The sequence below is a fragment of the Methylobacterium sp. D48H genome (assembly GCF_053345715.1).
On record NZ_JBKFAP010000024.1, the window covers coordinates 42548 to 65306 of the forward strand.

Below are 22759 nucleotides of genomic sequence, written 5' to 3' on the forward strand. Positions count from 1 at the left end.
AGCACCCTCAGGGCACCGGGATGCCGCGCCGGACGGGACTGGCCTCCGGCTGGCCGGCCGCCGCGGAACCGAAGACCCGCGCGATCAGGACGTAGAAGAGCGGCGTGACGAAGACGGCGAGCACCGTCGCGGTGACCATGCCGCCGAGAACGCCCGTGCCGATGGCCCGCTGGCTGTTCATGCTGGCCCCCGTCGCGACGGCGAGCGGCACGACGCCGAGGATGAAGGCGAACGAGGTCATGACGATGGGCCGGAAGCGCAGCTCGCATGCCTCCAGCGCCGCCTCCCGGACGGGCACGCCCCTGGCCACGAAGTCCTTGGCCACCTCGATGATCAGGATGGCGTTCTTCGCGGTCAGGCCGATCACCGTGATCAGGCCGACCTTAAAGTAGACGTCGTTCGGCATGTCCCGCATCAGCATCGCGAAGACCGCGCCGACCACGCCGGTCGGCACCACGAGCAGCACGGCGAGCGGGATCGACCAGCTCTCGTAGAGCGCGGCCAGGCAGAGGAAGACGCAGAACAGCGCCAGCGCCAGCAGATAGACTGCCTGGGAGCCCGACAGCTTCTCCTGCAGCGATTGCCCGGTCCAGGCGAAGTCGAAGCCCGGCGGCAACTGCCCCGCCAGCCGCTCCATCTCGGCCATGGCGTCGCCGCTGGCGTAGCCGGGGGCGGCGCTGCCGGAGATCTTGATGCTCGGGTAGCCGTTGAAGCCCACGACCTGCGACGGGCCCATCGTCCATTGCACCCGGGCGAAGGACTGGAACGGCACCATCTGCCCCTTGGCGTTGCGGACGTTGAGGTCGAGCAGATCCTCCGCCTTCATGCGCCGGGCCGCCTCGGCCTGGACGATCACCCGCTGCATCCGCGCCTGGTTCGGGAAGTCGTTGACGTAGGCCGAGCCGAGGCTCGTAGAGAGGGCGTCGTTGATGTCGGCGAAGGTGACACCCAGCGCGCTGGCCTTCTGCCGGTCGAGGACGAGCTCGATCTGCGGCGCGGTCGGCAGGCCCTCGACGTAGACGCCCTGCAGGATCGGGCTCTGGGACGCCGCCTTGATGAGCTGGTCGCGCGCGGCCGCCAGCGCCGCGTGGCCCTGCTGCGCCTTGTCCTGGAGGCGGAAGGCGAAGCCGCTCGAATTGCCGAGCGAGTCGATGGCCGGCGGCGAGAGCGACATGGCGATGGCGTCGGGCAGGCCGCCGAGGGCGGCGTTGGCGCGGGCCGTGATGGCGTCGGCACTGTCCTGCGGCCCGCGCTCGCCCCAGGGCTTCAGCCCGACGAAGTTGATGGCCGCGTTCTGCCCCTGGCCCGAGAAGCCGAACCCGAGGAGCAGCGTCTGGCTGTCGATGCCGGGCTCCTTGGCGAAGTGCTCCTCGATGCGCTTGGCCACGTCGAGCGTGCGGCCGGTGGCAGATTCCGGCGGGGTCTGCGCGTCGACGATGACGTAGCCCTGGTCCTCGATGGGCAGGAAGCTCGACGGCATGCGCCAGTAGCCCCAGCCGAGCGCGGCCACGAGGAGGCCGTACACCAGGAGCGCCCGAACGGGCCGGCGCAGCAGGCCCGCCACGCCGGACCGGTAGGACCCCGTGCCGGCGTGGAAGCGGCGGTTGAACCAGCCGAAGAAGCCGACCTTGGCATGATGGTGGCCCTTCTCGACCGGCTTCAGCAGCGTGGCGCAGAGCGCGGGCGTCAGCGAGAGGGCCAGGAAGGCCGAGAAGGCGATCGAGGTCGCCATGCTGACGGCGAACTGCCGGTAGATCACCCCGACCGAGCCGGGGAAGAAGGCGAGCGGCACGAACACCGCGACCAGCACCGAGGTGATGCCGACGATGGCGCCGGTGATCTGGCCCATCGCCTTGGCGGTGGCCTCCCTCGGCGGGAGCCCCTCCTCGCCCATGATGCGCTCGACGTTCTCGACCACCACGATGGCGTCGTCGACCAGGATGCCGATGGCCAGCACCATGCCGAACATGGTCAGCACGTTGATCGAGAAGCCGGCGAGCAGCAGCGCGCCGCAGGTGCCGAGCAGCGCCACCGGCACCACGATGGTCGGGATGAGGGTGTAGCGGACGTTCTGCAGGAACAGGAACATCACCGCGAAGACGAGGGCCATCGCCTCGGCGAGCGTCATCAGCACCTTCCGGATCGACACCTCGACGAAGGGCGTGGTGTCGTAGGGCACCGTCACCCGGATGTTGGCGGGCAGCGTGCGCTGGAGCTGGGCGAGCTTCGCCTTGACGCCGCCGGCGGCCGCGAGCGCGTTCGCGCCCGGGGCGAGCTGGATGCCGATGCCGGCGGCCGGGCGCCCGTCGAGGCGGGTCTGCATCGTGTAGGACTGGCCGCCGAGCTCGACCTCGGCCACGTCGCGCAGGCGCACGAGCGACCCGTCGGGGTTGGCGCGCAGCACGATCTCCGCGAACTCGGCGGGCGTGGTCAGCTGCCCTTTCACAAGCACGTTCGCGGCGATGCGCTGGCCCTCGGCCGCGGGCTGCGCGCCGACGGTCCCTGAAGCGACCTGCGCGTTCTGCGCACCCACCGCGGCCGTGACGTCGCCCGGCGTCATCCCGAACCCGACGAGCTTGACCGGGTCGATCCAGATGCGCAGCGCCTTCTCGGACGAGAACAGGGTGGCCCGGCCGACGCCCGGCACCCGTCGCAACTCGCCGAGGAGGCGGCGGGCGGCGATGTCGCCGAGGTCGGTCTCGCTCAAGGAGCCGTCCTTCGAGGAGACGGTGACGAACTGCAGGAAGCTGGTGCTGGCCTCCTCGACGATGACGCCCTGCTGCGTGACCGCCCGGGGCAGGCGCGCCTCGATGCGCTTGATCCGGTTCTGCACCGCCACCGTCGCCTTCGACGGGTCCGAGCCCGGCGCGAAGGACGCCATGATCTGCGCCATGCCGGACGTGTCGCTGGTGCTCTCGAAGTACATCAGCCCGGGGATGCCGTTCAGCTCCTCCTCGATGATGCGCGTGACCCCGTCGTAGAGCCGCTCGGGCGGAGAACCGGGATAGGTCGCGCTCACCTGGATCGTGACGGGCGCCACGTCCGGGTATTGCGAGACCGGCAGGAACGCGAGGGAGATCGCCCCCACCAGCACGATGAAGATGGAGATCGCCCAGGCGAAGATCGGGCGCGCGATGAAGAAGCGGGTCATGGTGCGGTCCCGGCGCGGTCAGGGCTTCGCGGAGGCGGAGGACGTCCGGGGGCCCTGCCAGGGCGCCGGGTTCACCGCCATGCCGGGCTGTATCCGCTGGAAACCCTCGACCACGACGGTCTCGCCGGCCTTGAGCCCGTCCTCGACGATCCAGCCCGCATCCGTGAGCGCCCCCGCCCGCACGGGGCGCAGCGCGACAATCCTGTCCTCCCCGACCACGAAGACCTGCGCGACGCCGGCGCTCGACCGCTGGATGGCCTGGGCCGGGACGACGACCGCGCCCGGCACCGTCCCCTGCGCGAGGCGGATACGGACATAGGTGCCCGGCAGCAGGACGACCTTCGGGTTCGGGAACGTGGCCCTGAGCGACACCTGCCCGGTGCCGGGGTCGACGCTCACATCCGTGAACAGCAGACGCCCGGCATCGGCGTGGAGCGCGCCGTCGGGCGAGACGAGGCGGACCGCCGTCTCCTCCTTGCCCGTGGCCCACTCCGCCAGCCGGCCCGGATCGGCCGCGGGGGCGTTGAAATCGGCGAAGATCGGATCGACCTGCTGGATCAGCGCGAGCTTGGTCGCCTCGCCCTGGCCCACGAGGGCGCCCTCCGTGACGAGGGCCCGGCCGATGCGGCCGGCGATGGGCGCCCGCACGGTCGCGTAGTCGAGGTCGATCCGGGCGCGGGCGAGCTGCGCCTTCGCGCTCGCGACGTCGGCCTCGGCTTGGCGCAGGGCGGCGATCGTGAGGTCGTGCTGGGCGGTGCTGGCTGCCTGACGCTCCAGAAGGGTCTCGGTGCGCTCGGATTGCTTCAGCGCCTGCACCCGCGTGGCCTCGGCCCGGTCGAGGGCCGCGGACTTGGCATCGACCTCGGCCCGGTAGACGGCGGGGTCGATGCGGAAGAGGACATCGCCCTTCCGGACGAGGCTGCCTTCCTCGAAAGCGCGCTCCTGGATGATGCCGGCGACCTGGGCCCTGACCTCGGCGACCCGCGTGGAGGTGAGGCGACCCGGCAGGTCGAGGGTGCGGGGCACCGTCCCGGGCTCGGCCCGAGCGGTCGAGACGTCGGGCGGCGAACCCGCCGATCCGGGACCGCCCGGTGCCTGACCGTCCGCCCCGGGCTTGCAGCCCTGCAGGGCGAGCGCCGCGACGAGGCCGAGGGCGGCGAGGGTCGGCGACCGCCGAGCCGGTGCGTGTGAAGGCATGGAGATCCGTCCTGGAATCGTAACCGTCAGGCCGCCTTGCGCACGAGGCGCGCGTAGGCGCCTCCGCAGGCGAGCAGGGCTTCGTGCGTGCCGCATTCGACCACGCGCCCCCGATCGAGCACGACGATCTGGTCGGCCCGGCGGACGGTCGAGAGGCGGTGGGCGACGGTGATGGTCGTGCGGGGCTTGCCCGGACGGGCAAGGGCCTCGACCATCGCCCGCTCCGTCGCCGTGTCGAGGGCGCTCGTCGCCTCGTCGAGCAGCAGCACGCGCGGGTCGCGCAGGATGGTCCGGGCCAGCGAGAGGCGCTGCCGCTCGCCGCCCGAGAAGCGGTGCCCGCGCTCACCCACCAGCGTGTCGTACCCGTCCGGCAGGGCGGCGACCATGTCGTGCAACTGGGCCGTCCGGGCCGCAGCGACCATCTCCGCGACCGTCGCATCCGGACGGGCGAAGAGCAGGTTCTCGGCCACGCTGGCATGGAGGAGGAACGGGTCCTGCGTCACGACCCCGAGCACCTCCGAGAGGGAGGCGAGACTCAGGTCGCGCACGTCGACGCCGTCGTAGAGCACGGCGCCGCCATCGACGTCGTAGAGCCGGGCCAGGAGATGGCCGAGGGTGGACTTGCCCGAGCCGGTCGCGCCGACGATGGCGGTGTGCGACCCGGCGGGGATATCGAGCGTGACGCCGGCGATCGTGGCGGGGCCGGCTCGGTCGTAGGAGAACGTCACGCCGTCGAGGCGCACGTGGCCGGCGACCTCGGCGGGGTCGAGGGTGACGGGGTCGGGCCGCTCGGTGATGCCGACCGGCTTGTCGAGGTACTCGAAGATGCGCGCGAACAGGGCCCGCGTCTTCCGGGCCTCGACGCCCGTGCGCAGGACCTCTTCCAGCGGGAACAGCATCTGCTCCTGCAGCGCGATCATCGCGACGAGGGTGCCGATGGTCATGGTCGTCCCGGCGCCCGCCATCCAGCCGCCGAGGAACAGGGTCAGAGCCGGCAGGGCTTGCAGCACGAGGTCGATGACCGACCACTGCCACTGGCCGGCCGTGTGGGACCGGACCTCCAGGTTCGCCACCGCGCGCGAGGCCCGCGCGAAGCGCTCCGCGAGATGCGGGACGCGGCCCATCGTGCGGGCGAGGACGATGCCGGAGACCGAGAGGGACTCCTGCACCGCGGACGTCATCTCGGCGATGCGTTCCTGCTGCGCGTAGGTTGTCTCCTCGCGCAGCCGGCCGACGCGGACACTGATCCAGGTCGCCGGCGGGAGGACCAGGAACGAGAACAGGGCGAGCCGCCATTCCAGCAGCAGCATGGCCGCGGCGGTCATCACCACCGCGCTGGCGTTGCGCGTGGCCTCACCCGCCGTGTGGGTGACCAGCGCCTGGAGGGCGCCGATGTCGCTCGCGATGCGGGACTGGATGTCGCCGGAGCGGGTCGCCGTGAAGAACCCGAGCGGAAGCGACTGCAGGTGCGCGTACACGCGGACCCGGAGGTCGTGCATGAGGGCCTGCCCGACCTTCGCGGTGACGAGGGCCTGCAGCACGCCGATGCCCGCCCCGAGCGCGGCGAGGCCGACCATGCCGGCGGCGAGCCGGCCGAGCAGTCCGAGGTCGGCGCGCGGCAGCGCGACGTCGACGATCTCGCGAAGCAGGAACGGGGCGGCGAGCCCCGCGGCGGAAGCGAGCGCGATCAGCCCGATGACGAGCGCGATCCGGCTCGCGTAGGGGCGGAACAGGGTGAGGATCCGGGCGACGGAGACGTGCCGCGCGGCCAGGTCGCCGTATTCCGCGGCATCGCCCGGCCCGTCCGCGCCGCGGGCGGGGGCGAACCCATCCATCGAGGTCGATCCCATGGCTCAGTCCCGGTCGCCGCCCGGGTGCGCGGACGGTTCAGCCAATGTCATCGCGACGAGGCGGTCGCGGAGCGCGTCGAGGGCGGGGACCGGGTCGCTCGGCTTCTCGCGCACGAGGTAGGCGAGCCACGCGCCGTCGGCGGCGAGCCGGACGAACTCGAGGTCGGCACTCCCGTCGGTGTCGCGGTGGCGGTGCAGGCGCTCCGCGAACCAGGCCGACACCATGCGGCGCAGGGGCGGCTCGGCGAGGATCGAGATGTGGAGAGCGGCCCACTGGCTGCCCTCGGTCATCATCGGGTCGTGCAGCGTGATGTCGACGTAGGCGCGGGTGTACCGGCCGTACGGCCGGGGATCCTTCGCCATCGCCGCGTCGATCTCCGCGTCGAGCTGCGCGATCAGGTCGGCGACGACGCCCTCGACCAGGGCCTGCTTGCTCGGGAAGTGGTGGAACAGGGCCCCTTTGGTCACCCCGGCGGCGTGGCAGACCGCCTGCACGGTGACGGCGGACAGGCCCTGTTCCAGGGCGAGCTTGGCTGCGCAATCGAGCAGCGCGCGCCGGACGAGCTCGGGCCGCTTCTTGCGATGATAGGCGGTCGCCATGGCCCCTTCCCAGGAGTGACGGGAATCGTCCCCGCCCCGAAGATACCTACCGTGCGGTATCTTTCAAGTGCCGCGATCGGATGACGTGTTCGAGACGCCGGAAAGCCGGTGCGCAGCTCCCCGCCGGCCACATCCGACCGGAGGGCGTCCGCCTGTTCCGGCCGGGCACGAGAGCAGGCCGGCGCAGATCCGAGCCGGCAACCACGGCGAAGGCGACCCGGGTCGGACGGCCGGACAAGGCCGAACGCACCGGACCGTCGTCCCGTGCAGCGACTACGGCGCGCGGAAGCTCGCCCGCGCGACCAGTCCCGATCCGCCTGCGCGGGAACCGAGCGTGACCGCCCCGCCGATCCGGTCCGCGAGGGCTCGGACGATCGCGAGCCCGAGGCCGCTGCCGTCAGGACCGTCTCGCGTCGCGACACGGTAGAATCGCTCGAAGACCTTCTCGCGCACCTCCGGCGGTATGCCCGGGCCCTCGTCCTCGACGTCCACGCAGGCGCCGATCTCCGTGCGCCGGACACGGACGACGGTGGCGCCTCCGGGACGGTTGTAGCGGATCGCGTTGTCCACGAGATTGGTGAGGATCTCGCCGACGATGAACGGATCGCCCACGACCGGTACCGCGCCGTCGGGGCGATCGAGCACGATCTCGCCCCCGCGCGCGAGGGCGTGGGGCACCTGCTCCGTGACCACGCGGGCCGCGATGTCGTTCAGGTCGGCGATCGCCGCGGCGGCGTCCGTGGCGGCCGCGCCCGCATCGGCGCGGGCGAGCGCGATCAGTTGCGCGAGGAGGCGTTCCAGGCGCCGCGCGGCTCCGTCGATATCGTCGATCGCCGCGGCGTGGGCCGGTTCCCCGGGCGTGATCCTGCGGAGCAGTTCCACGTGCATCCTGAGCACGGCGAGCGGCGTCCGCAGCTGGTGCGAGGCATCCGACGTGAAGGTGCGCTCCCCCGCGATCGCCTGCTCCAGGCGCTCGAGCAGCGTGTTGAGGGCGAGCACCGGGGCCAGCGCCTCGCGGGGCACCCCGGCCACGTCGAGCGGCTGCAGGTTGATCGCCCCCGGGACCGCCCGCCGGTCGATCGCGTCGCTCAGCCGGGTCAGCGGCCTCAGGCTGCTGTCGATGCTGTACCACGACAGGGCCCCGATCAGACCCATCAGCCCCAGCTCGGCCAGCGCGAGCCCGGCGAGCAGGCGTCGCTCCAGGCCCTGGCGGGCCTCGCGCGTCTCGGCGACCTGGACGAGGACCGGGTCCGGCTTCCCGTAGACCCGCCGGGCCTGGGCGGCGATCCGCACGGCCGCCCCGCGGACGATGCCGTCGCGATGGGTCGTCACCCCGAGCGGGAGCGTGTCGACGTCCAGGCCCGGGAGGTCGCGATAGCCGGTCACCAGCGCCCCGCCGTAAGTGACGCTGTAGTAGATCCGGTCCTGCGCCTGGCTCTCCAGCATCCCGAGGGCGACGCGGGGCAGGTCGACCGACACCTCGCCGTCCTCCACGGTCAGCCGCTCGGCGATCGCCAGGACGGACCCGTCGAGCAGGCGGTCGTGCGTCGTCTCCACGACGTTCCGGATCACGAGCGCGCCGGCGAAGCCGAGCAGCAGCGCGAGCGCCAGGGCCGGGAGCAGCATGCGGACGAGCAGGCGCCGCCGGATCGAGGGCGCGCGCGGCGGGGTCACACCGGCATCAGCAGGTAGCCGAGGCCGCGGATCGTGCGGATCTCGGGCCCGTCCGGCTGCAACTTCTTCCGCAGGCGGGCGACGTAGAGTTCGAGGGCGTTCGGGGCGACCGCCTCGTCGAAGCCGAAGATCTCGGCGCTGAGCCGTTCCTTCGGGACGGGTTTCCCGGCGCGCGTCATCAGGATGGTCAGGACGGCGAGTTCCCGGCGGCGCAGCGCGACGGGCGCCCCGCCGAGGGTCACGGTGCCCGCGGCCCGGTCGAGCTCCAGCGCGCCGCAGCGCAGGACCGGGTTCGGCACGGCCTGCCCGCGGCGGACGAGCGCCCGCACCCGCGCCTCGAACTCGGCGAGGTCGAACGGCTTGAGCAGGTAATCGTCCGCCCCGAGATCGAGCCCGCGGACGCGGTCGCTGATGGCGTCGCGCGCGGTCAGGATCATGACCGGAACGGTCGAGCCGGCCGCCCGGACGGCCTTGAGGACCTCGAAGCCCGGCAGGCCCGGCAGGCCGAGGTCCAGGACGATGAGGCTGTAGGGTTCGCTCAGCGCGAGCTGCACCGCGTCCGCTCCGTCCGCCTCGTGGTCGACGGCGTATCCGCCGTGCCGGAGGGCGGCGACGAGGCCGCGCGCCAGGGCGGCATCGTCCTCGACGACCAGAACGCGCATGCTCCTCCCGTCATCGATCGTGTTGGCCGAAGCGGTCCTCCGAGTCTAGCATTCCCGCCCGGTCTCTGCACGGCGAAGCTGCGGGGACTCCCGCGGCTCTCGAAGGGCAGACCCTGGTGCGCGCTCCCGCTGTCGTCGGCCTCGTCCTGCTGCTGATGGCCGGTCCGGGCCCGGCCTCGGCACAGGTCGAACCGTCTCCGGCGGCCGAGGGGACCGGGTCCGCCGCGGCCCGCGGCGAGACCGTCGTGGTCGTGCGGGCGACGACCGACGAGGCCGAGGTCGCCGACCTCCTCGCGGGCTTCCGCGAGGCCCATCCCGGCGTGGCGGTCTCCTACACCAAGATGAACTCCGCGACCCTGTACGACGGCTTCGTGGAGGAGGCCGCGGCCGGCGCGGTCGAGGCGGACATCGTGTGGAGTTCCGCCATGGATCGCCAGATCAAGCTGGTGAACGACGGATACGCCGCCCATTACGCGTCCCCCGAGGCGGCCTCCCTGCCGGCCTGGGCGGTGTGGCGCAACGAGGCGTTCGGCGTCACGGCCGAGCCGATCGCCATCGCCTACAACAGGTCGGTCCTCCCGCCGGAGCAGGTTCCCCAAACCCGCGCCGACCTGATCCGAGCCCTGACGGACCACCCCGAGACGTGGCAGGGGAAGGTCGCCGCCTACGATCCGGAGCGGAGCGGCGTCGGCTCGCTGATCCTCGCGCAGGACGCGGACGTGACGCCCCGGACATGGGACCTCGTCTCCGCCCTCGGGCAGGCCGGCGTGAAGCTCTACACCCGGACGGAGACCATGCTCGACCGCATCGCCGCGGGCGAGGCCGTCCTCGCCTACGGCGTGTTCGGCGCCTACGCCCTCGAGCGGGCCCGGCACGATCCGGCAATCGGCCTCGTGCTGCCCACGGACTACACGCTCCTCGTCTCGCGGATCGCCTTCATCGCGAAGGACGCGCCGCATCCCGCCGCAGCCCGCATGTTCCTCGACTACATGCTCTCCCGCGAGGGGCAGGCGCGGCTCGCCGCCCGGTCGCTCACGCCGGCCCGGACGGATGCCCGCCGGGCCGACGACCCTGTCGCGTCCGCCCCGGCCCTGCGGCCGGTCCCGGTCGGGCCGGAGCTGCTGGCCAATCTCGACCAAATCCGGCACGCCCGCATGCTGCGGCGCTGGCGGCGCGCCGTGGAAGGCCGCTGAGACCGGGTCCCGCGACAGCTTCGTGACAGGTTGACCGGCGTATAGCGGCGTCAAGCGCTGCGAAGTCGGCGCGAATACATGGGAGGATTGGTTTGCGGCTGCAGCCCGATCGCGAGGAGCGATCGTCAGCCGTTCAGAACCGACGCTTCCCTCGTGCGGTTGCGACCGCTCCGGCGCCTGAGGGAGACAGCAATGATACAGGCCCATCCGTCGAGTTCCAAAGTCGCCACGGTCCTGCGCGTGACCAGCGGCAACTTCCTGGAAATGTTCGACTTCTTCCTGTTCGGCTTCTACGCCACCTACATCTCCAAGACCTTCTTCCCGGTCGGCAACGAGTTCGCCTCGCTGATGCTGACCTTCGTGACGTTCGGCGCCGGCTTCCTGATGCGGCCCCTCGGCGCCATCTTCCTCGGCGCCTACGTGGACAGTATCGGCCGCCGGAAGGGGCTGATCGTCACGCTCGGCATCATGGCGGCCGGCACGATCCTGATCGCCTTCGTCCCCGGCTACGGCACGATCGGCCTGTTCGCGCCCTTCCTGGTCCTCGTCGGGCGCCTGCTGCAGGGCTTCTCGGCCGGCGTCGAGCTCGGCGGCGTCTCCGTCTACCTTTCGGAGATGGCCACCCCCGGCAACAAGGGCTTCTACGTGTCCTGGCAGTCCGGCAGCCAGCAGGTCGCGGTCATGTTCGCCGCCGTGATCGGCTACATCCTCAACCACGCCCTCTCGCTCGCCGACATGAACGACTGGGGCTGGCGGATCCCGTTCTTCATCGGCTGCGCGATCGTGCCGTTCCTGTTCTATATCCGGCGGTCGCTGGAGGAGACGGAGGAGTTCCTGAAGCGCAAGCACCGCCCCTCCATGAAGGAGGTGTTCGGCTCGCTCGCCAGCAACTGGCAGATCGTGCTGCTCGGCATGCTGCTCGTCGGCATGACCACGATCTCGTTCTACACGATCACCGTCTACACCCCGACCTTCGGCAAGGCCGTGCTCAAGCTGTCCGACACCGACAGCCTTCTCGTGACCTTCTGCACCGCCCTGTCGAACCTGTTCTGGCTGCCGGTCATGGGAGCCCTGTCCGACCGGATCGGGCGCAAGCCGCTCCTGCTGGTGTTCTCGGCGCTGACCCTGCTCACCGCCTACCCGGTGCTGGGCTGGCTCGTGGCCAACCCGAGCTTCGGGAACATGCTGATCGCCCTCCTGTGGCTGTCCTTCCTGTACGGCAGCTACAACGGCGCGATGGTGGTCGCGCTGACCGAGGTGATCCCGGCGAGCGTGCGCACGGCCGGCTTCTCCCTCGCCTACTCGCTGGCGACGGCGCTCCTCGGCGGCTTCACGCCCCTCGTCTCCACGTGGCTCATCGAGGCCACGGGCAACCGCGCGGCCCCCGGGCTGTGGATGGCCTTCGGCGGGGCGTGCGGCCTCGTCGCCACGCTCCTGATCTACCGCCGCGCGACCCAGCCGGTCGCTCTGGGAGCCCCCGCGTGACCGGCTCGCCGGGAGCACCCCGCCTCGGAGGCTCCGCGCGCGTCGCGTCGTAGGGGTCACGACAGAGGGGCGGCCGGGACCGGATCGCCGGCCGCCGCCCGCCCCTCCCCTGACTGACCGCCGCGCCGACCGCCCGACACGGGTCCCGTCGCGCGACCTCAGAGATCCAACGTCTTGCGGGCGAAGCTCTCGATGTAGTCGACGAGCCTGTCCGACGCGGCGCCGGCAGCCTCGACGTCGCGACGCGCGACCGCCTCGCAGACGTCCGCGTGGAGGTTGGCGGTCAGCGGCAGATCGGCCGCCTGCTTGTAGTGCTGGTACCAGAACCGCCGCGACAGGCCCGCCATGCTCTCCAGCGAGCGCACGGCGAACTCGTTGCGCGAGGCCGTCGCGATCAGCTCGTTGAACTGCCGGTCGAGGCGCATGAACGCCAGATCGTCCGACGCCGCGGCCGCGTCGCGCATGTCCTGCGCGAGCCCGGCGAAGACCTCGCGCTCCTCCAGGGTGGATCGCTCCGCGGCGAGGCGGGCGATCAGGCGCTCCAGGACGCGCCGCGTCTCCAGGAGCCGCAGCTGCGAGCGCACGTTGATGTCCGACACCAGGATACCGCGCCGCGGCATGACCACGACGAGCCCGTCGCGCGCGAGGCGCTGAAGGGCTTCCCGGATCGGGGTCCGCCCGATCCCGAGCCGTTGGACTAGGTTCTGCTCGCCGAGCACGAGGCCGGGCGGGAGCACCAGGGTCGTGATCATCTCTTCCAGCTGCTGGTAGGCCCGGTCGGTCAGCGTCAGGTCGGGCAGATCGTCGTTGCCGCCCGCGGCATGGGGTGCCTCCTGGGCGGCCTCCGGGGACACCTCCTGGGACGCCCCTTTCACGGCCTTTCGCGCCCGCTTGCGGCCCGGCTCGGCGGCGCGGACGGACGTCGTCTTCCCGGTCACGAAGTTCATGGACGACACCCCCGCCACGGCCGGGCCCGCACACCACGCCGCCATCAGCGTGCATGGGGCGGGCCCACGCACCGCGCAAGGGCATACGTCTGATATATCTTGCGCATCTTAGTAATATCCTGCATGACGACTCGCCGCATATAACTGCGAGGGAGGTTGAGCCATGGCAGGGCCTGTAGCGATTTCCGCCGGCGACGTGCTGCCGGACCGGGTGACCGCGGACGCCACCGCCCGCGCCGCGGTCGGGTCGGGCGCGCTGATCGCGGCGCGCCTCGAGCGGCTGCCGATGACCGCCTTCCAGCGCAACATCTTCCTCATCATCGCCACGGCGTGGTTCTTCGATTCGATCGATCTCGGCTCGCTCACCTTCCTCCTCGGATCGATCAAGACCGAGTTTGGCCTGACGACCGCCCAGGCGGGACTGCTCTCGAGCATGAGCTTCATCGGCATGTTCGCGGGCGCGGCCCTGTCGGGCATGCTCGCCGACCGGTTCGGGCGGAAGGTGGTCTTCCAGATCAGCATGGTGTTCTGGGGGCTCGGCAGCCTCTGGTGCGCCTACGCCCCGGACGCGACGATGCTGGGCTATGCCCGCCTGCTGCTCGGCTTCGGCATGGGCATGGAGTTCCCGGTGGCGCTCGCCATCGTCTCGGAGTTCCTGCCGACCGCCAAGCGCGGCCGCTACCTCGCCATCATGGAAGGGTTCTGGCCGCTCGGCTTCATCGCGGCCGGCTGCCTCAGCTACGTGCTGCTCAGCTATTTCGACTGGCGCGCCGTCTTCCTCGCGCAGGCCGTGCCGGCGCTGTTCCTGTTCGTGATCCGCTTCCTCGTGCCGGAATCGCCCCGCTGGCTCGCCGACCGCGGCCGGCACGCGGAGGCGGACCGGGTGATGGCGCAGATCGAGCGGCAGGTCGCGCTGCGCCTCGACGGGCGTCCGCTTCCGGAGCCGACCGTCCTGCCCGAGCCGGCGCGGGGCGAGCGGCGCTTCTCGTTCCTCGAACTCTGGAGCCCCGGCTACGCCAGTCGGACGGTGATGATCTGGCTGACGTGGTTCTTCGCCCTCTTGGGCTTCTACGGCCTCACCACCTGGCTCGGCGCGCTCCTGCAGGAGGCCGGCTACAGCGTCGCCAAGTCGGTCACCTACACGATCCTGATCTCGCTCGCGGGCGTGCCGGGCTTCATCGCCTCGGCGATCCTCGTCGAGCGCTGGGGCCGCAAGCCCACCGCGGTCCTGATGCTCCTGGGCAGCGCCGTCGCCGCCTACCTGTACGGTCACTCGCCGTCTTTCGGATGGCTCATCGCCTACGGGCTGATGATGCAGTTCTTCCTGTTCGGCATGTGGTCGGTGCTCTACGCCTACACGCCCGAACTCTACCCGACGCGGGCGCGCGCCACCGGGGCCGGCTGCGCCTCGGCCATCGGCCGCGTCGGCTCGCTCATCGGGCCCTTCGCGATCGGCCTGATCCTGCCGGTGCTCGGCCACGGCGGCGTCTTCGCCCTGGGCGCCGGCTCGTTCGTCATCGCCGCCGCGAGCGTCGGGTTCCTCGGCATCGAGACCAAGGGCAAGTCCCTGGAAGCCATCTCGCACTGACCGGACCGGCCCCGACCGGGCGGTGGCGACGTCGCCGCCGCCCGGTCAGGTTGACAACTGATATATCAACGGTATCTCTAATATAGCAGATCTCGGTGGGGGCGCGGCGTTACCCCCATCCCAGCGAGGAGGCGCACCATGGAACTCGCCAACACCCGCATGAGCGAGCGGCAGCGGAACTACCGCGCCAATTACCGCCAGCGCGTGGCCGGCTGGTACAACGGCGTCCTGCACATCGCGATCATCTACACGATCGGCCTGACGGCCCTGTACATCTACGTCTCGAACATCCACGCGCCGAGCTGGATCGAGCTCGCGACGGTCCCGGTCGTGTTCCTGTTCTGCAATTTCTTCGAGTGGTGGCTCCACCGCTACGTGATGCACCGGCCGCAGAGCAATCCGATCGGGCGGGCCGTCTACAATCGGCACACGCTGCAGCATCACCAGTTCTTCACCGACCACGAGATGCGCTTCGCCGACCACCGGGACTACCGGGTGACGTTCTTCCCGCCCTACGCGCTGGCGACGTTCACGCTGATGTCGATCCCCGGCGCCGTCGTGCTCGGCAACATCTTCACGCCCAATGTCGGGTGGCTGTTCATCACCACGACGACCAGCATCTACATGATCTACGAGTTCATGCACTTCTGCTGCCACGTCGAGGAGAACTGGTTCGTCCGCAACATGCCGTTCATCAACACGAACCGGCGGCACCACACGGCCCATCACGACCAATCGATCATGATGGAGCGGAATATGAACCTGACCTTCCCGATCATGGACTGGCTGTTCGGCACCTCGGACCTGAACCGCGGTCTCATCGGGACGCTCTTCAACGGCTACGACACGCGCCACGTGAAGACCGACATGCGCAAGACCGCGCGCACGCCCGGTGCCCCCGAGCCCCGGGCCATGCAGGCCGCCGAGTGACCCGCCGCGCAACCCGCCGCCTAGACTGACGAGCAGCCCGGAACGCCGCCATGGACATGATCGAACCGAACGTCGCCGCGCTCGCGTGGTTCGCCCTCTTCGCCGGGGTCGCCTGCACCGGCTTCTACGTGCTGGCCGGGATGTTCCCGCTGGAGACCCGCCCCGACCTGAGGGCGCGCCCCCTCGGCCTCGCGCTGATCGCGGCCAACGTCCTCCTGCTCGCGGCGCTGACCGGCGGGATGCTCGCCTACGGAGCCGCCGAACTCCGCTGGTCGAGCCTCGTGATCGTGGGCGGCTTCGCCATCCTGTTCGCGCCCGGCCTGTTCAACGTCTGGCCCCAGCGCTGGCGCGACGGCGTCGCGGGCCTGGCGATCGTGCTCGCCGCCCTCTGCGGCGCCCTCGGCCTGCTGCAGCAGGTCGGCACCGTCTTCGTCCTCTGACCCGCACGCGCGATCCGGGAGGGATCCGATGCCGTTTCCGATCAAGTTCGGCCTGTCGGTCGCCGTCGCGCTCGCGGCGCTCGCCGGCTGGTTCTACATGGGCCATCTCGGCCAGACCGGGCCGCGCTGGGCCGTGGCCTTCCTCGGCCCGTTCATGGTGGTCAGCCTCTGGATCTTCCCCGAGGTGATGCGCAACCGCTCCGACGGCCGCACCCCGCGCCACCGGATCCGGGAGGCGCGGTGATGGACAAGGTCTATGCCGGGGACCGGACGATCGACGGGATCGTCGTCACGGTGAACGGGGCGCCGCTGCCGGATCGGGCGGAGGCCAAGTGCTACTCCCGGAACGGCTTCGAGTGGAGCTACGAGGGTCCCGAGCCCTCGCAGCTCGCCTACGCGATCCTGGTGGATCATCTCGGCGACGCGGCGGAGGCGGAGCGCCTGCAATCGCGCTTCATGCGCGGCGTCGTGGCCAACTTCCAGAACGAGTGGGAGATGACGACGGCCGACGTCGCCCGCGTCCTGGAGCGCCTGGATTCGGGCGGCGCGGCGCGGTCCGGCTGAGACCCGAGGCCGCCCTCCGCCGCGGCGCGTCGGGACCGCGGCGGCGTTCCGTAGCGGCCCTGCCTGTGCCATGCTCCCGCGTCCGGAATCCCGGAGTCAGAGCGCAACCGGGCTGCCCAGCCCCGGGCTGGGGCCTGTCGGAGCGAGGCCAGCATGTCCGACGACCGCTACCACCGGAGGGCGCTCGGCAACCGCCCGCTCCGTCCCGAGACGCTGATGCTCGGTTACGGCTACGACCCGGCCCTGTCCGAGGGCGCGGTGAAGCCGCCGGTCTTCCTGACATCGACCTTCGTCTTCACCTCGGCCGAGCACGGCAAAGCCTTCTTCGACTACGTCTCGGGACGGCGCGAACCGCCGGTCGGCGAGGCGGCGGGGCTGGTCTACTCGCGCTTCAATCACCCGAACAGCGAGATCGTCGAGGACCGGCTGGCCGTCTTCGAGGAGGCCGAGGCCGCGCTGGTCTTCTCCTCCGGCATGTCGGCGATCGCCACCACGATCCTGGCCTTCGCGCGGCCCGGCGACGCGATCCTGCACTCGCAACCCCTGTACGGCGGCACCGAGACCCTGATCGCCAAGACCCTGGCCGGGTTCGGCATCGCGCCGTTCGGGTTCTCCGACGGCACCGATCCGGCGAGCGTGCGCGCCGCGGCCGACCGCGCGGCGGGCGTGGGACGCGTCAGCGTCGTCATGGTCGAGACCCCCTCGAACCCGCTCAACACCCTCGTCGACCTCGGCCTCGTCCGGGCGGTCGCCGAGGAGATCGGCGCCCGGCAGGGCGGCGAGGCGCCGGTCGTCGTCTGCGACAACACCCTGCTCGGGCCCCTCTTCCAGCACCCGCTGCGCGAAGGCGCCGACATCTCGGTCTACTCCCTGACGAAGTATGTCGGCGGCCACTCGGACCTGATCGCCGGCGCCGCCCTCGGCTCGGCGGCGCGGATGAAGCCGGTGCGGCTTCTGCGCTCGGCGATCGGGACCGGTCTCGACCCGCATTCCTGCTGGATGCTCGGGCGCTCGCTCGAGACTCTGTCGCTGCGGATGAGCGCCGCCAACCGCAACGGCGAGATCGTCGGCGGGATGCTGGCGGCGCACCCGAAGGTAGCGCGCCTCCACCACCTCGCGCATCTCGAGCCGGGGTCGCGGCAGGCGCAGGTCTACGCCAAGCAGTGCGCGGCGCCGGGCTCGACGTTCTCGTTCGACATCGTCGGCGGCGAGGCCGAGGCGTTCCGGGTTCTCAACGGCCTCCAGCTGTTCAAGCTCGCCGTCAGCCTGGGCGGAACCGAGTCGCTCGCCAGCCACCCGGCCTCCACGACCCATTCCGGCGTGCCGAAGGCGGTGCGCGACCGGCTCGGGATCGCGGACGCGACCATCCGGGTGTCGATCGGGATCGAGCACCCGGACGATCTGGTCGCCGACCTCGCGGCCGCTCTGTCGGTCCTGGGCTAGGGACGCGCCGAACGGCGGCCGGGCGCGGTGCGCACGCCGTCGAGGCGGCTCGGTCGCATCGCCCGGCAACGCGTGTCCGGCAACCGGAGACCGCGCGTTAACGACGCCCCGCATTTCGAACAGTCGCTGCACGACATTGCGGGGACGGGATAGAATTGCGGCCGCGCGGAACTGGTCAGCGCAGGCCTTCCTTCCTAGTGTCTGGCCGCGAAACGCGGCGGGACGATCGACGGACCCATGAATTTGGCACCCGGCACCCAGTTCGACACGCGGAGCGGCGCTCCGGGCACGCGCGTGGCCGCCGTAACCTTCGACCCGCGGGTGAAAGGTCTCACCTGGCTGGCGCTGAAGGGCTTTCTGCTCTCGATCGTGACCTTCGGCATCTACAGATTCTGGTACGTAACCAATCTGCGCCGCTTCTTCTGGGAGCGCACCGCGCTCGACGGCTCGCCCGCCGAGTATACCGGCACGGGCAAGGAACTGTTCCTCGGCTTCCTCGTCGCGCTCGCGATCCTCGTGCCGATCTACGTCGCGCTGTTCGCGCTCTCGCTCGTCGCGCCCGCGCTCGCCCCGTTCTCGGTGGTGATCTCCTTCGTGTTCCTGTTCCTGCTGGGACAATTCGCGATCTACCGCGGGCGCCGCTACCGCGCGATGCGGACGCTCTGGCGCGGCATCCGCCTCGGGCAGGACGGCTCGGGCCTCGCCTACGCGTCCCGCGCGGGCGGCTGGTGGCTGCTCACGCTCGTCACCTTCGGCCTGGCCTTCCCGTTCATGCGGGCGAGCCTGGAACGCTACCGCATCGACCACACCCTGGTCGGGACCAGCCGAATGCACTCGACGGCGCGGGGACGCAGCGTGCTCGGCCCCTGGCTGTTGCTGTACGTAATCGGGCTGGGGCCGCTGATCGGGCTCAGCATCGCCCTCCTGGTCGCGACGGATTTCTCGCTGCCCACGGATCTTCTGGTACCGAAGCCCGGCGGCAAGGCCGGCCAGACGATCCTCAATCCCGCCTACGCGGCCTCGAAGATCGGCATTCTCCTCCAGGCGATGGGCTTCGTGGCGGCCATCTGCGTGCCCGCGGCGCTGCTCCTGCTCCCGTACTACCGCGCCCGCGAGACGCGGGCGTTCATGGGCGCCGCCAGCCTCGGTCACGCCCGCCTCGCCTCGAGCCTGAAGGCGCGGCAGTTCTACTGGCCGTACATCGTCTACATGCTGTCGCTCCTGGGCTTCCTGGTCGTGCTGGGCCTCGTCGCGGCTCTGCTGATCTTCGCCGCACGGGCGGCGGGCGATCTCAGCATGCTCCACTGGCTCGTCGTCCTCATCTACCTGGTCGGCGCGCCGCTCTTCGCGGTGCTCTACGTGCGCGTGGTGCAGGCCCGCCTGTGGGCGGCGGTCGCGACGAGCACGAGCGTGACGGATCCCGAAGCCCTGGATGCCGTCCTCGCCTCGTCCCGCGGTGCCGGCAGCGGTCTGCAGGAGGGTCTCGCCGACGCGCTCGACGTCGGAGGCGCGCTCCAGATCGGTTTCTGACGCTTGACCCGCGCTTCCCAGGCGATCGACGCGACGCCGATCGAGGTCGAGGGCCGCTACTTCGACGGCGTCAGCGCGCGGGCACATCCCGTCGCGCTGCGCCTCGACGACCGCTTCCGCGTCTCCGGGCCCGGAATCGCCCAGGACTGGAACCTGCTCGACCTGCGCGCCGCCGTGTCCGTGCCGCCGCTGATGCGGATCGGTCCGGCCGGCGAGCCGGTCCGCGTGGAGTTCTCGGACGCGACGCTCGCCGCCGCGCTCGCGGCGCGCTGCCCGGACCTCCATCGCCGGGAGCGCTCGGGCGGCACGGTGCGGCTCGTGCTCTGGTCTCTCGCGGCCGGTCTCTCGGTCCTGCTCGTGGCGGTCTTCGGCGTCCCGCAGATCGCCGGGCTGCTGGCCCCGCTGGTGCCGGACGCGGCCGAGTCGCGGCTCGGGGCGGTGGCGGAACCGCAGGTCCTGCGCTTCCTCGGCGACCCGCCGGCCTGCGCGGAACCGGCCGGCCGCGCGGCGCTCGACACGCTCGTGGCCCGCCTCGTCGCGGCCGGTCGGGCGGAGGGCTCGCTGCCTCCCGAGGTGGCCGTCAGCGTGCGGCGGCACGGCACGGCCAACGCCTTCGCCCTGCCGGGCGCCCGCGTGATCGTGCTCTCGAGCCTCATCGCGCGGGCGCGCTCGGCCGACGAGGCCGCGGCGGTCCTGGCGCACGAGCTCGGCCACGTCCGCCGACGCGATCCGACCCGCTCCCTCATCCGGGCGTCGGGCACCTCGTTCCTGTTGAGCCTCGTCCTGGGGGACCTGACCGGCTCGACCATCATCATCGCGCTGGGCGACGCGGTGCTCTCGGCCGGCTACAGCCGCGACGCCGAGCGGGCGGCGGACGCCTACGCGGTCGACCTCATGACCCGCGCGGGCGGCAACGGCGCGGCGCTCGCCGACATCCTCGAGCGCATCGCCAAGGACAAGCACGACGGGAAGAGCGACGTGCTGGACCTGCTGCGCAGCCATCCCTTCACGCGCGAGCGCGCCGCCGCGATCCGCGCCCAGGCGGGCTCTGGGGCGGCCGAACGCCAGATCCTGTCCGGCGCCGCCTGGACGGCACTCAGGGGCATCTGCGGGCCCGAGCCGAAGACGACCGAGCCGTAGGTCCGGATCACCGGGCGGTCGCTGTCCGCGGGCAGCCGCGGCGGACGGCCCGGCTCCGGTCTCCGAGCCGGTCGGTGTCGCCGCGGCCGGCGGCCTGACTGAGATTCTGAGCAACTAATTGCTGTCGGATCGCCCGCCCCTCGGCTTCTGTGACGCCGGCACAGAGGAGGAGCGGATGGCACACCACGCGACCGGGGTTCCGAACCCGCCCCCGTTCGATCCCGAGGCCATCCCGGAGGCCGCCATCCTCGCGCGCGGCGGGACCGGCCTCCGGTTGCAATGGCGCGACGGGCTGACCGCGACGCTGTCGGCGGAGCGGCTGCGGCTGCGCTGCCGCTGCGCGTGGTGCACCCGTGACCGGGTCGAGCGACGCTTTCCTCAGGCCGCCGCCGACATCGCGGTCGCGCGGGTCGAACCGATGGGCGGCTACGCCGTCCACATCGCGTTCTCCGACGGCCACGCCCGCGGGATCTTCCCCTGGTCCTACCTGCGCGCCCTCGTGGCCGAGGCCGTCGACGGCCCGCCCGACGCCGCGCAGGCCGCCTGACCGCGCGATCCGATCCTCCGGCGATCCCACACGCCCCGCCCCTGACCTGACGCGAGATCTTGCCATGAACGCGTTCGAATCCGCGACGAAGACCGAGATTATCGAGACCGACATCCTGGTGATCGGCGGCGGCACCGGCGGCCCGATGGCCGCGATCAAGGCCAAGGAAGCCGATCCGAAGCTCCGGGTCGTCCTGATGGAGAAGGCCAACGTCAAGCGCTCGGGCGCGATCAGCATGGGCATGGACGGGCTGAACAACGCCGTCGTGCCGGGCTACGCCACCCCCGAGCAGTACGTGAAGGAGATCACCGTCGCCAACGACGGCATCGTCAATCAGAAGGCGGTGATGGCCTACGCGCAGGGGTCGTTCCCGATGATCCAGTACCTCGATAAGCTCGGGGTCAAATTCGAGAAGGACGGCTCGGGCGAGTACAACATGCGCAAGGTCCACCACATGGGGACCTACGTGCTGCCGATGCCGGAAGGGCACAACGTCAAGAAGGTCCTCTACCGGCAGCTCCGCCGCCTCCAGGTCGGCGTGACCAACCGGTACATGGCGACGCGCCTGCTCAAGGGCGCGGACGGGCGCATCGCCGGAGCGATCGGCGTCAACACCCGCACCTCCGAGTTCCTGGTGGTGAAGGCCAAGGCGGTGATCCTCGCCTGCGGGGCCGCCGGCCGCCTCGGCCTGCCGGCCTCCGGGTACCTGTTCGGGACCTACGAGAACGCGGCGAATTGCGGCGACGGCTACGCGATGGCCTACCACGCGGGCGCGCAGCTCGCGAACCTCGAGTGCTACCAGATCAACCCGCTGATCAAGGACTATAACGGCCCGTCCTGCGCCTACGTCACCGGCCCGTTCGGCGGATACACGGCCAACAATCGCGGCGAACGCTTCATCGAGTGCGATTACTGGTCCGGACAGATGATGCTCGAGTTCTGGCGCGAGCTGCAGGGCGGCAACGGCCCGGTCTTCCTCAAGATGGACCATCTGCGCGAGGAGACGATCTCCGAGATCGAGACGATCCTGCACTCGAACGAGCGCCCCTCCCGCGGACGCTTCCACGAGCGGCGCGGCACCAATTACCGCCAGCGTCCCGTGGAGATGCACATCTCCGAGATCGGCTTCTGCTCGGGCCACTCGGCCTCGGGCGTCTTCGTCGACGAGTTCGCGCGCACGACGGTCCCCGGCCTCTACGCGGTCGGCGACATGGCGAGCGTGCCGCACAACTACATGCTGGGCGCCTTCGTGAACGGCGGCATCGCCGGGGCCGACGCCGCCGCCTACTGCACGGCCAACGCCCTCGCCGACCATGACCCGGCGGACATCGCGGTCGAGCGCGAACGGGTCCTGGCGCCGACCCGGCGCGTCGACGGGCTCACCCCGCACGAGATGGAGTTCAAGACCCGCCGCTTGGTGAACGACTATCTCGAGCCGCCGAAGGTGACGGCGAAGATGGAGCTCGGCCAGCGCCGCTTCGCCGAGATCCGCGAGGACCTCGACCTGCTCTGCGCCCGCGACCCGCACGAGCTGCACAGGGCGCTCGAGATGCAGACGATCCTCGACTGCGCCGACATGGCGGCGGCCGCCTCACTCTACCGCACCGAGAGCCGTTGGGGCTTCTACCACCTGCGCGTCGACTATCCCGAGACGAACGACGCCGAGTGGGCCTGCCACACGGTCCTGTTCAAGGACGGCCAGGGCCGGATGGCCCACGCGAAGCGCGCCGTCGACCCGTTCATCGTGCCGGTCGCCGCCGAGGAGATGGGCGCCTACCACCAGCTCCGCATCAAGACGCCGGCCGCCGCCGAGTAATC

At 71.1% G+C, this 22759-nt stretch carries 19 protein-coding genes; 12 read left to right on the plus strand and 7 right to left on the minus strand.

From position 1 onward, the window contains the following. Positions 1-7 precede the first annotated feature (7 nt). From ACLBX8_RS25975 to ACLBX8_RS26000, 6 genes are all read right to left on the minus strand, one after another. Entirely contained in the window at positions 8-3151 is a 3144-nt protein-coding gene (locus tag ACLBX8_RS25975; RefSeq protein WP_447716007.1) for a multidrug efflux RND transporter permease subunit, read from the minus strand. Between the two features lie 18 nt (positions 3152-3169). Then, positions 3170-4348: an efflux RND transporter periplasmic adaptor subunit gene (locus ACLBX8_RS25980; protein WP_447698925.1), complete on the minus strand. Its 1179-nt coding sequence runs from the start codon at positions 4346-4348 to the stop codon at positions 3170-3172. 26 nt (positions 4349-4374) lie between these two features. Next, positions 4375-6183 (minus strand): ABC transporter ATP-binding protein, encoded by a 1809-nt coding sequence (locus tag ACLBX8_RS25985; RefSeq protein ID WP_447698926.1) that lies wholly within the window; start codon positions 6181-6183, stop codon positions 4375-4377. 18 nt (positions 6184-6201) lie between these two features. Then, on the minus strand, positions 6202-6798 hold the full coding sequence (locus ACLBX8_RS25990) for a TetR/AcrR family transcriptional regulator (protein ID WP_020095780.1): 597 nt from the start codon (positions 6796-6798) through the stop codon (positions 6202-6204). Between the two features lie 273 nt (positions 6799-7071). Continuing rightward, entirely contained in the window at positions 7072-8472 is a 1401-nt protein-coding gene (locus ACLBX8_RS25995; protein ID WP_447698927.1) for a sensor histidine kinase N-terminal domain-containing protein, read from the minus strand. After that, positions 8469-9134 carry a response regulator gene (locus ACLBX8_RS26000; protein WP_020095782.1) on the minus strand — a complete coding sequence of 222 codons (666 nt, stop codon included), beginning with the start codon at positions 9132-9134 and terminating at the stop codon, positions 8469-8471. Before ACLBX8_RS26000 ends, ACLBX8_RS25995 begins: the two co-directional genes overlap by 4 nt. A 116-nt stretch (positions 9135-9250) precedes the next feature. Here ACLBX8_RS26000 and ACLBX8_RS26005 point away from each other — a divergent pair, with 116 nt between their 5' ends. Both ACLBX8_RS26005 and tcuC read left to right on the plus strand, forming a co-directional pair. Next, a complete protein-coding gene (locus ACLBX8_RS26005) occupies positions 9251-10327 on the plus strand; it encodes an ABC transporter substrate-binding protein (protein WP_447716008.1) in 1077 nt (358 codons plus the stop codon). 192 nt (positions 10328-10519) lie between these two features. Beyond that, on the plus strand, positions 10520-11812 hold the full coding sequence (gene tcuC / locus ACLBX8_RS26010; protein WP_020095784.1) for an MFS transporter: 1293 nt from the start codon (positions 10520-10522) through the stop codon (positions 11810-11812). Between the two features lie 158 nt (positions 11813-11970). Here tcuC and ACLBX8_RS26015 read toward each other — a convergent pair whose 3' ends face one another. Continuing rightward, entirely contained in the window at positions 11971-12759 is a 789-nt protein-coding gene (locus ACLBX8_RS26015; protein WP_447683850.1) for a GntR family transcriptional regulator, read from the minus strand. Positions 12760-12922: 163 nt separating this feature from the next. Here ACLBX8_RS26015 and ACLBX8_RS26020 point away from each other — a divergent pair, with 163 nt between their 5' ends. The 10 genes from ACLBX8_RS26020 (at position 12923) to ACLBX8_RS26065 (ending at position 22757) form a co-directional block, all read left to right on the plus strand. Next, the gene (locus ACLBX8_RS26020) at positions 12923-14347 is read left to right on the plus strand and encodes an MFS transporter (RefSeq protein ID WP_026605338.1); all 1425 of its coding nucleotides are present in this window, start codon (positions 12923-12925) and stop codon (positions 14345-14347) included. Positions 14348-14485: 138 nt separating this feature from the next. Beyond that, on the plus strand, positions 14486-15277 hold the full coding sequence (locus ACLBX8_RS26025; protein WP_091682874.1) for a sterol desaturase family protein: 792 nt from the start codon (positions 14486-14488) through the stop codon (positions 15275-15277). A gap of 50 nt (positions 15278-15327) precedes the next feature. Continuing rightward, on the plus strand, positions 15328-15717 hold the full coding sequence (locus ACLBX8_RS26030; protein ID WP_020095788.1) for a hypothetical protein: 390 nt from the start codon (positions 15328-15330) through the stop codon (positions 15715-15717). Between the two features lie 28 nt (positions 15718-15745). Continuing rightward, complete coding sequence (locus ACLBX8_RS26035; protein ID WP_020095789.1) at positions 15746-15961, plus strand: hypothetical protein; 216 nt, start codon at positions 15746-15748, stop codon at positions 15959-15961. Further along, positions 15961-16281 carry a DUF6166 domain-containing protein gene (locus ACLBX8_RS26040; RefSeq protein ID WP_447698931.1) on the plus strand — a complete coding sequence of 107 codons (321 nt, stop codon included), beginning with the start codon at positions 15961-15963 and terminating at the stop codon, positions 16279-16281. The genes ACLBX8_RS26035 and ACLBX8_RS26040 overlap by 1 nt, the downstream gene beginning before the upstream one ends. 153 nt (positions 16282-16434) lie before the next feature. Further along, positions 16435-17724 (plus strand): cystathionine gamma-synthase family protein, encoded by a 1290-nt coding sequence (locus ACLBX8_RS26045; RefSeq protein ID WP_447716009.1) that lies wholly within the window; start codon positions 16435-16437, stop codon positions 17722-17724. 237 nt (positions 17725-17961) lie between these two features. Further along, positions 17962-19254: a YjgN family protein gene (locus tag ACLBX8_RS26050; RefSeq protein WP_447716010.1), complete on the plus strand. Its 1293-nt coding sequence runs from the start codon at positions 17962-17964 to the stop codon at positions 19252-19254. Between the two features lie 3 nt (positions 19255-19257). Beyond that, the gene (locus tag ACLBX8_RS26055) at positions 19258-20394 is read left to right on the plus strand and encodes a M48 family metallopeptidase (protein ID WP_447716011.1); all 1137 of its coding nucleotides are present in this window, start codon (positions 19258-19260) and stop codon (positions 20392-20394) included. Positions 20395-20569: 175 nt separating this feature from the next. Then, complete coding sequence (locus ACLBX8_RS26060; protein WP_447716012.1) at positions 20570-20941, plus strand: DUF971 domain-containing protein; 372 nt, start codon at positions 20570-20572, stop codon at positions 20939-20941. A gap of 64 nt (positions 20942-21005) precedes the next feature. Continuing rightward, positions 21006-22757 carry a fumarate reductase/succinate dehydrogenase flavoprotein subunit gene (locus tag ACLBX8_RS26065; protein WP_020095795.1) on the plus strand — a complete coding sequence of 584 codons (1752 nt, stop codon included), beginning with the start codon at positions 21006-21008 and terminating at the stop codon, positions 22755-22757. Positions 22758-22759 lie beyond the last annotated feature (2 nt).

Coding starts and splice junctions, on each gene's coding strand:
- ACLBX8_RS25975 (WP_447716007.1), bottom strand. CDS start 3,151: ATGACCCGCTTCTTCATCGCGCGCCCGATCTTCGCCTGGGCGATCTCC.
- ACLBX8_RS25980 (WP_447698925.1), bottom strand. CDS start 4,348: ATGCCTTCACACGCACCGGCTCGGCGGTCGCCGACCCTCGCCGCCCTC.
- ACLBX8_RS25985 (WP_447698926.1), bottom strand. CDS start 6,183: ATGGATGGGTTCGCCCCCGCCCGCGGCGCGGACGGGCCGGGCGATGCC.
- ACLBX8_RS25990 (WP_020095780.1), bottom strand. CDS start 6,798: ATGGCGACCGCCTATCATCGCAAGAAGCGGCCCGAGCTCGTCCGGCGC.
- ACLBX8_RS26000 (WP_020095782.1), bottom strand. CDS start 9,134: ATGCGCGTTCTGGTCGTCGAGGACGATGCCGCCCTGGCGCGCGGCCTC.
- tcuC (WP_020095784.1), top strand. CDS start 10,520: ATGATACAGGCCCATCCGTCGAGTTCCAAAGTCGCCACGGTCCTGCGC.
- ACLBX8_RS26015 (WP_447683850.1), bottom strand. CDS start 12,759: ATGAACTTCGTGACCGGGAAGACGACGTCCGTCCGCGCCGCCGAGCCG.
- ACLBX8_RS26020 (WP_026605338.1), top strand. CDS start 12,923: ATGGCAGGGCCTGTAGCGATTTCCGCCGGCGACGTGCTGCCGGACCGG.
- ACLBX8_RS26025 (WP_091682874.1), top strand. CDS start 14,486: ATGGAACTCGCCAACACCCGCATGAGCGAGCGGCAGCGGAACTACCGC.
- ACLBX8_RS26030 (WP_020095788.1), top strand. CDS start 15,328: ATGGACATGATCGAACCGAACGTCGCCGCGCTCGCGTGGTTCGCCCTC.
- ACLBX8_RS26035 (WP_020095789.1), top strand. CDS start 15,746: ATGCCGTTTCCGATCAAGTTCGGCCTGTCGGTCGCCGTCGCGCTCGCG.
- ACLBX8_RS26040 (WP_447698931.1), top strand. CDS start 15,961: ATGGACAAGGTCTATGCCGGGGACCGGACGATCGACGGGATCGTCGTC.
- ACLBX8_RS26045 (WP_447716009.1), top strand. CDS start 16,435: ATGTCCGACGACCGCTACCACCGGAGGGCGCTCGGCAACCGCCCGCTC.
- ACLBX8_RS26050 (WP_447716010.1), top strand. CDS start 17,962: ATGAATTTGGCACCCGGCACCCAGTTCGACACGCGGAGCGGCGCTCCG.
- ACLBX8_RS26060 (WP_447716012.1), top strand. CDS start 20,570: ATGGCACACCACGCGACCGGGGTTCCGAACCCGCCCCCGTTCGATCCC.
- ACLBX8_RS26065 (WP_020095795.1), top strand. CDS start 21,006: ATGAACGCGTTCGAATCCGCGACGAAGACCGAGATTATCGAGACCGAC.